This window comes from Sphingobacterium thermophilum (genome assembly GCF_039541675.1).
In the GTDB taxonomy this organism is placed as follows: Bacteria; Bacteroidota; Bacteroidia; order Sphingobacteriales; family Sphingobacteriaceae; genus Sphingobacterium; species Sphingobacterium thermophilum.
The window spans coordinates 1-692 of the sequence record NZ_BAABGR010000043.1 but is presented as its reverse complement, the minus strand read 5'-3'; the positions used below and the strand labels follow the sequence as shown (position 1 = coordinate 692).

Annotated in this window: 1 rRNA gene; it reads right to left on the bottom strand. The window is 49.6% G+C overall.

Features of this window, described 5'->3' with window-relative positions:
• Positions 1-692 (bottom strand): 23S ribosomal RNA (locus ABD873_RS13335); the annotation flags it as partial.

Genomic DNA, 692 nt, shown 5'->3' with positions numbered 1-692 from the left:
CTTATACCTCATCTTTCGATTTTGCAAAGCCATATGTTTTTGCTAAACAGTCGCCTGGGCCTTTTCACTGCGGCTGCTCATCACTGAGACAGCGCCCCTTATCCCGAAGTTACAGGGCCATTTTGCCGAGTTCCTTAGCCATGATTCACTCGAGCACCTTAGGATTCTCTCCTCGACTACCTGTGTCGGTTTACGGTACGGGTTTTCTTTACCTGAAGCTTAGCGGTTTTTCTTGGAAGTCTGATTACCTGCTCTATCAGCGCCCCCGTAGGTTTGCTGTACTATTGGGACTCAGCAAGAACTGCGGATTTGCCTACAGCTCCTATACCTACACCCTTTAACGAACTATTCCGTCAGTCCGCGGCAGTGTCACTACTCCGTCTCCACATCGCAGTAAAGAAAAGTACTGGAATATTAACCAGTTGTCCATCGGCTTCCTCCTTTCGGATGCGCCTTAGGCCCCGACTAACCCTGATCCGATTAGCGTTGATCAGGAAACCTTAGTCTTTCGGTGGGCGGGTTTCTCACCCGCCTTATCGTTACTTATGCCTACATTTGCTTTTCTATAAAGTCCACCACACGTCACCATGCGGCTTCTCCCTCGATAGAATGCTCCCCTACCACTCTCGCGTAATGCAAGAATCCATAGCTTCGGTAGTGCTCTTGATGCCCGTTTATTATCCACGCCCGGT